This is a genomic window from Pseudoalteromonas sp. SMS1 (assembly GCF_021530565.1).
GTDB lineage: Bacteria > Pseudomonadota > Gammaproteobacteria > Enterobacterales > Alteromonadaceae > Pseudoalteromonas.
On sequence record NZ_JAKGBI010000028.1, the window covers coordinates 46,544 to 53,690 of the forward strand.

General features: G+C 42.6%; 8 protein-coding genes. 1 reads left to right on the plus strand and 7 read right to left on the minus strand.

The window, feature by feature from the left end:
* Positions 1-183 precede the first annotated feature (183 nt).
* Positions 184-507: a hypothetical protein gene (locus tag L1286_RS22165; RefSeq protein ID WP_235409222.1), complete on the plus strand. Its 324-nt coding sequence runs from the start codon at positions 184-186 to the stop codon at positions 505-507.
* On the opposite strand, the gene L1286_RS22170 is transcribed toward L1286_RS22165, so the two are convergent.
* The 7 genes from L1286_RS22170 to ftsY form a co-directional block, all read right to left on the minus strand.
* Complete coding sequence (locus tag L1286_RS22170; RefSeq protein ID WP_235409223.1) at positions 467-1,699, minus strand: HD-GYP domain-containing protein; 1,233 nt, start codon at positions 1,697-1,699, stop codon at positions 467-469. The genes L1286_RS22165 and L1286_RS22170 overlap by 41 nt on opposite strands.
* A 152-nt stretch (positions 1,700-1,851) precedes the next feature.
* Complete coding sequence (gene rraB / locus L1286_RS22175) at positions 1,852-2,187, minus strand: ribonuclease E inhibitor RraB (protein ID WP_235409224.1); 336 nt, start codon at positions 2,185-2,187, stop codon at positions 1,852-1,854.
* A 5-nt stretch (positions 2,188-2,192) separates the two neighbouring features.
* The gene (locus L1286_RS22180) at positions 2,193-2,870 is read right to left on the minus strand and encodes a 1-acylglycerol-3-phosphate O-acyltransferase (protein ID WP_442961766.1); all 678 of its coding nucleotides are present in this window, start codon (positions 2,868-2,870) and stop codon (positions 2,193-2,195) included.
* 156 nt (positions 2,871-3,026) lie between these two features.
* Complete coding sequence (gene rpoH / locus L1286_RS22185; RefSeq protein WP_235409226.1) at positions 3,027-3,890, minus strand: RNA polymerase sigma factor RpoH; 864 nt, start codon at positions 3,888-3,890, stop codon at positions 3,027-3,029.
* 222 nt (positions 3,891-4,112) lie between these two features.
* A complete protein-coding gene (ftsX, locus tag L1286_RS22190; protein WP_235409227.1) occupies positions 4,113-5,099 on the minus strand; it encodes a permease-like cell division protein FtsX in 987 nt (328 codons plus the stop codon).
* Positions 5,096-5,800, minus strand: a complete 705-nt coding sequence (gene ftsE / locus L1286_RS22195; protein ID WP_235409230.1) for a cell division ATP-binding protein FtsE — start codon at positions 5,798-5,800, stop codon at positions 5,096-5,098. Before ftsE ends, ftsX begins: the two co-directional genes overlap by 4 nt.
* A gap of 74 nt (positions 5,801-5,874) precedes the next feature.
* Positions 5,875-7,147: signal recognition particle-docking protein FtsY (gene ftsY / locus L1286_RS22200; protein WP_235409228.1), on the minus strand; the 1,273-nt coding region annotated here is incomplete at its 5' end.

Genomic DNA, 7,147 nt, shown 5'->3' on the forward strand with positions numbered 1-7,147 from the left:
AATTTTAGCGCTTTTAACACCCTAATATAGAAAAATAAAAGCTTTTGATTACTTTTAATAACAAGTAAGACCAGTAATTGAGCAATAACTCAACCCAGATATAAATGAGACTAATTCTCAATATCATTGAACCATTTCAGAGTTTCACTTATACTGTTCGCCATTACTTGGAGGGAGATGATTATGATAGTGTTGTTGATATTGGCAGCGCTGCTATTTGCTGGAGTCAGTGTTTACTGCCTGTGTAAGGCGAATTATTGTGCTTGCCAACGTGCTGGGCAATGTGACAACCCAGTCAATCATTATTGGCTTGGTGCCATCATGGCAGCACTTGCGGCATTGGCGTGCTGCTGTATTGCACTTCACAGCGAAAAAGGTACATTAATGTGGATAGTCTTGATGTCAAGTTGCCTTGCTGGCGCTTTACTTTCAGCAAAAGTTCAGAAGCTCAAAAGATGCAAGCAGGCTAAACAAGCAGATTCTCTTGTAACAGACGGGATAAATTAATCTGGTAATCGAGAGGCTTCACATTGGCAATGATTTTAATATCATCGCTGTCATTTAGGTCCACATCTTTCATGGTTACATGATGCATGTGCTTTGCATTGTAGAATACCCTCACTATAGGCGCTTTTGGGTTTTCCTTATTACCGGCCATAACCAGTCCGAGTCGGTCATTGGTCAACTTAACGATGGTACCAACAGGATGGATCCCGATACACCGAATAAACTTATGTACCAGTACTTCGTCAAACTTGTCTTTATTCGCCAGCAGAATACGCAAAGCATGAACAGGCTCGAGAGGCTCTTCATTACCCTGGGCGGCGGTTAAAGTCGCATATTCATCTACGATTGCCATCACCCTCGCTGCTTTACTTAATTTTTCTGCGTTCAACCCTCTAGGAAAGCCACTGCCATCTAGCCGTTCATGATGATTAACAATCATATCAATAATTAAGGGCGTAATGCCTTTTTCTTCTTTAACCATAGCGACTGAGTACGCAACATGTTTTTGCCAATGGCGTCTCTCAAGCTCGGTAAATGGTGTTGCTTTCTCTAAAATACTTTGCGTGACTTTACTTTTACCTATGTCATGCAACATTGCAGCCATGGCCATTTGTGTAACAACATGCGCCTTCAACCCTAAGTATTTAGCAAAGATAGTCATTAAAATTGTACAGTTGATCATATGACGCCAGTTAAAGCCACGCTTGTCTTTTAAGCGCGTTAAAATGGCCATTACATTGCTATTTTGAGTGACCGATGCAATTATTTCTTGGCTAATGTCATTTACTAAATGCAGCTGCAGAGCCTCACCACCCAATATATTGCCATACAAAATCTGTAGTTTTTTATTTTGTACTTCAAATTGATTTAAAGCCGCAGCAAATACTTCAGCGGTGGGCACACTTGTGGGTACTTGAGATAACGCAGCTTCGCCTTCTCCCTCTTTGATTTGTTCGGTGCTTGAGCGAGCAGGCGTCGTATCCGGGAGATAATGTGCCGGTACGGGTACTTGGCTCTGCTGGATATCAATATTTAATTCAAGTACACCATCAGCCTCCAACTTTGCAATGATCGCTGAATTACGCACCATCCCTCGTGACTTCAATTTTAGATCAGCATCAGATCTCAGCTTATGGACACTGTCCACAAACATGCCTGGCACAAGTTCATTAATGGGGATTGTCGCGTGCATAGTTCCTAAGAGAAGCTTTTTTACTCAAACCGCAATAATATGCATAGTTACGACTAAATTGTCTACTACATGTTAAAAATATAGGGATAAAGGATTAGATTTTATGAGAGAGAAGTCCGTTTCTTTCTAGCGTATTGACACATGCGCTGGGATTAATCTTGGAAGTACGTGCCCCAACCGTCGTACTCAACACCAGCCTGCACAGCCACAGCAACCAATTTGTTCACGTCTTCCATAATGACTTCAGCATTGAGTTCAGCTTCAACCACAATATCAAAGCCCCAAATCTTGCCGCCATCTTCTAGCTCTAGTTCTGCAGGCTCTTCAACGTCATAGCCTAGCTTAAATGCTGCCAGTGCTGCTTCTTCTAGTTTATCAAAGTCTTCACACACAAAGTGGTGTTCAACTTCGTATAACTTTTCAGGGTTAGAGCCATCTTCAAGTAACGACTCTACAATCTCTTCACTGATCTCTTGCCAATTTTCCATCAGCCTTACTCACCTTTATCTAATTGTGCGATTTTTTCAGCCATTTTAGCATGAATGTTATTTGCATGCTCTCTTGCGGAACAGTCCTTCGATAACTTAATCGGCGCCAGCATAGATATATAGACTTTTCCGTTGTCCCAGCGGTTTAGCTTAATTTTGTTTTGAGTTGAGCTCATACATACTGGAATCACTGGGACTTGTGCACTCATCGCCGCGTGAAACGCACCCGTTTTAAAGGGTAACAAGCCGCGTCCATAACTACGAGTTCCTTCTGGGAACATCCACAGAGACAGCCCATTCTGTTTAATTTTTTGTACTGCTTTATCCAACGTGCCAACCGCCTTTGTGCGATTTGCCCTATCAATTAAAATATTACCAGATAACCAGTAAAGCTGACCGAAGAAAGGGAGCCACTTTAGACTTTTTTTCCCCATACTTACGGTATTTTGAGGCACTACAGCAGGTAAGGTAAACAAATCATAGTTATTCTGATGGTTAGCCACATACAAAGCTGGACCAACATCACTCACATCAGGTGCTCTCTCAATCACTAATTCTACGCCAATCACTTTCGCCATTGCACCAAACCAAGAGGCGATAATATGTACATTGTTGCGATGGAAAGGTCTCACGATACACAGCGCTAACCCAAAAATACAACTAAAAATAATAAATATGGCCATTGCCATAATGCGCAATAAAGCTAACAATCTTAGAGCTCCTATTTCATGAACAGTGCATTATAATCAAATAAGCGTACACTTGTAAGCTCAATTTTTTATGACACAAAAAAAACCGCCCCTAAAAGGAGCGGCATTTATTGAATCTTTTTTTAGTACTTAGCTCATAGCAGCTTGTAGCTTTTTCATCGCTGACTTTTCTAACTGGCGAACACGCTCCGCAGAAACACTGTATTTATCAGCTAAGTCTTGTAGCGTCGCTTTATCTTCAGCTAACCACCTTGCAGCCACGATATCTTGAGAGCGCTCATCCAGGGTTTTCATCGCAGCAAGTAGACGGTTTTGAGACTGCTCTTGCCACTGTTCCTCTTCGATCACTTCCGCTATATCACTATTTGTGTCAGTCAAATACTGAACGGGTGAAAAGGTAGTGCTAGTGTTGCTATCATCATCATCAGCGCCTAAATCAAAGCCCATATCTTGACCGCTCATACGCGATTCCATCTCGCGCACTTCTTTTTCACTGACACCGAGCTCAGTGGCAACTGTACTGACTTCTTCTTGATTGAACCAACCTAAGCGCTTTTTGTTTTTACGTAGATTAAAAAATAATTTACGCTGTGCTTTGGTTGTCGCAACTTTAACAATACGCCAATTTTTTAATACGTATTCGTGGATCTCGGCTTTGATCCAATGTACAGCAAAAGAGACTAATCTGACGCCCACAGTCGGATTGAACCGCTTGACAGCCTTCATCAAGCCAATGTTACCCTCCTGGATTAAGTCCGCTTGCGGCAAACCGTAGCCTGAGTAACTCTTTGCAATATGAGCAACAAATCTGAGGTGAGACATAATAAGCTGTTTAGCCGCATCAAGATCGCCATTTTCATGAAGGCGCGTAGCAAGCTTATGCTCTTTTTCAGCGTCTAGCATTGGAATCGTACTGACAGCTTGCAAATATCCCTCAATGCTTGCGCTTTGTTGTCCAGCTGTTAATGCCATTGCATATATGTCTTTACTCATTTTTCACCTCAGTGATAAATTCTTTAGTTAATTTTAGCACTCTAACCCTTAGAGTGCTAAATGCAATCTACTACTTTTTAAGACCAAAAATCAAGCTTTTTATTATTCCGATAAAAAGAATAAATAACTCTTTGATTTTTATATGATAATACAGACAGGTTTAATGCAAGATGAATAATGATGCAGGCCTCAAAAGGTACAAGACCTGCTAAAACTGACAGGTTATACTTTTTCCGGTTCAATTTCGCGAATGTACTTTCTTACAGAAAGGTATGAGCCAATAAAGCCCAATAGAATAGCTAACCACAATAAAAACATGAGTTCAGATAAGTTTAACCCCTCTAATACAAAGCTACTTTGATACACGCCTACAACTAGGGAAACGGCTGATTCTAGCCACCATAACATCAAGGTTACACATATAAATGCGACTAACCCCCCAACGATCCCATACCAAATCCCAGTCCACAGAAATGGTGTATGAATAAAGGTATTGGTCGCACCCACTAGTTTTAGTACCTGAATCTCTTCCTTCTTATCCATAATCGACAACCGAATTGTATTACCAATAATGAGCACGACTGCACTGAGCAGCAGCACACCCACGGTGAATACGCTTTCTTTTAAAAGCCCCAATAATGCATTGAGCCGCTCTAACCACTCTATATCAAGTTTACCAAACTCTATCTCTCGCTCACTTTCTAGCTTTTCAAGTAGCAATTGAGCGCTTTCTGCACCTCGATGGCGCTTTGTCGGTGTAACTAGCACGACACTGGGTAATGGGTTTTCTTCCAGATAATCTAAAGCCTGCCCAAACCCTGAAATTTGTTTGAATTCATCTAGCGCTTGAGCTTGAGAAATAAAGTTAACGGACTCCACTTCTGGATAGAGCCCCAAACGCTTAACCAATGTTTTCGTTTCTTGTTCACTTATTTCCTCTTTAACAAACAGGGAGATTTCTGCCGCTTCTTGAAAACCACTACTCACCTTTTGAACATTTTTTACTACAACGAAAAGAGTTGTCGGCAAGGTCAAACTCAGCCCCAGTACCAAAATAGTCATTATTGACGCCATTGGCGTACGCCACATTTCACCTAAACTGTGAACCCCATGGCGAAATAAGGTCAATACGAAGAAGTAGAGTTTTAGCACAGCGGACTTTTCTTGGCTGGCAGCTTGGTTACCACGCCCTTTAAATAACAAGCTCATGCATGCCCTCCTAGAAAGTCATCTTTTAAAGGGTCAATAGCAAGTGGATCTTGAAGCATCCGGCCATGCTCAAGGGTTAGACTACGATACTTCATACGTGCAATAAGGCCCAAATCATGAGTGGCGATAAGTACTGAAGTGCCATGGCGATTAAAATCTTCAAACAGCGATAGGATCTCCATCGACAATTCAGGGTCTAAGTTACCCGTCGGCTCATCTGCTAACAGTAGCGGGGGAGAATTTACAATGGCACGGGCAATGCCCACGCGTTGCTGCTCACCACCAGATAATGTACTTGGCTGGCATTTTACTTTATCTAATAGCCCGACCTTATCGAGTGCGGCGTTTACGCGCTTGGTAATGTGTTTGCGGTGGGTACCTTCAATTACTAAGGGAAGTGCAACATTGTCAAAAACATTGTAGCGCTCAAGTAAGCGGTGATTCTGAAATATAATACCAATGTCACGCCGAACAAATGGCACTTGACGATTTGAAATACTATTAAGATCAACATCATTAATCGACACTTTTCCCGCAGAAGGCCTTTCCATCAAGCTAATGAGCTTTAACAGGGTGCTTTTACCTGCGCCACTATGTCCAGTTAAAAATGCTAATTCCCCTCTACCGAGTTCAAAACTCACTTTCTCTAGGGCCATATGGCCGCCGGGATAAGTTTTGCTTACTTGATCAAATTTAATCATATCTAACCCGAAAAATGCCGATGCAATTGCCAACTAAAAAGCGCCTTTAAAAATAAGGCGCTTTTACTTAATTATTAATTTTTATGTTCGTCTTCTTGGCTGAATAACGCTTCGATAAAGTCATGACTCTTGAACGTTCTCAAATCATCAATGCCTTCACCAACACCAATATAACGGATAGGGATCTTAAATTGATCTGCAACCGCAAAGATCACCCCCCCTTTAGCAGTTCCATCTAACTTAGTGAGTGTGATCCCCGTTAGTCCAACCGCTTGGTCAAACAATTTAACTTGGCTGATGGCATTTTGCCCCGTACCAGCATCAATCGTAAGCATAACTTCATGAGGCGCATCAGGATCAAGCTTCTTCATAACTCGTGCTATTTTTTCTAGTTCCTGCATCAAGTTATCTTTATTCTGAAGTCGACCAGCCGTATCCGCAATTAGGACATCTACATTTCTTGCTTGCGCAGCCTGAAATGCATCGAATACAACAGAGGCACTGTCAGCGCCGGTGTGCTGTGCGACAACCGGAATGTCATTTCGCTCACCCCATACTTGTAACTGTTCAACCGCAGCCGCACGGAAGGTATCACCTGCTGCTAGCATGACGGACTGGCCTTGCGCTTGAAATTGCTTTGCCATTTTACCAATGGTTGTCGTCTTACCAACACCATTGACACCGACCATTAAAATCACAAATGGTTTTTTACCTGAATTGATTGCTAATGGCTGCTCAGCATCTTTGAGGATGTCAGCCATTTCATTTTTCATCAACTCATAAAGCGCATCACCATCTTTTAGCTGCTTACGATCCGCAGCATCAGTCAAGTTATCAATTAGCTTCATGGTTGTATCTACACCCAAATCAGCTGTGAGCAATTGCGTTTCTAGCTCTTCAAATAGTTCATCATCAATTTTTTTACCTTTGAAGATAGAAGCAAAGCCTGACCCAATATTTTCTTTCGTTTTTAAAAGCCCTTGCTTTAGACGCGCAAAAAAACCCTTTTTCTTCGGCTTATCTTGATCTGCTTGCTCTTTGGCTAACCGCTCAGCTTCTTCACGCGCTGCCTGTTCTTTGGCTACCCGCTCGGCTTCTTCACGCGCTGCCTGTTCTTTGGCTACACGTTCGACTTCCTCACGCTCGGCCTGCTCTTTGGCTACCCGCTCAGCTTCTTCACGCGCTGCCTGTTCTTTGGCTACCCGCTCGGCTTCTTCACGCGCTGCCTGTTCTTTGGCTACCCGTTCAGCTTCTTCACGCGCTGCCTGTTCTTTGGCTACACGCTCAGCTTCTTCACGCGCTGCCTGTTCTTTGGCTACCCGCTCGGCTTCTTCACGCGCTGCCTGT

Coding starts and splice junctions, on each gene's coding strand:
- ftsX (WP_235409227.1), bottom strand. CDS start 5,099: ATGAGCTTGTTATTTAAAGGGCGTGGTAACCAAGCTGCCAGCCAAGAA.
- L1286_RS22170 (WP_235409223.1), bottom strand. CDS start 1,699: ATGCACGCGACAATCCCCATTAATGAACTTGTGCCAGGCATGTTTGTG.
- L1286_RS22165 (WP_235409222.1), top strand. CDS start 184: ATGATAGTGTTGTTGATATTGGCAGCGCTGCTATTTGCTGGAGTCAGT.
- rpoH (WP_235409226.1), bottom strand. CDS start 3,890: ATGAGTAAAGACATATATGCAATGGCATTAACAGCTGGACAACAAAGC.
- ftsE (WP_235409230.1), bottom strand. CDS start 5,800: ATGATTAAATTTGATCAAGTAAGCAAAACTTATCCCGGCGGCCATATG.
- L1286_RS22180 (WP_442961766.1), bottom strand. CDS start 2,870: ATGGCCATATTTATTATTTTTAGTTGTATTTTTGGGTTAGCGCTGTGT.
- rraB (WP_235409224.1), bottom strand. CDS start 2,187: ATGGAAAATTGGCAAGAGATCAGTGAAGAGATTGTAGAGTCGTTACTT.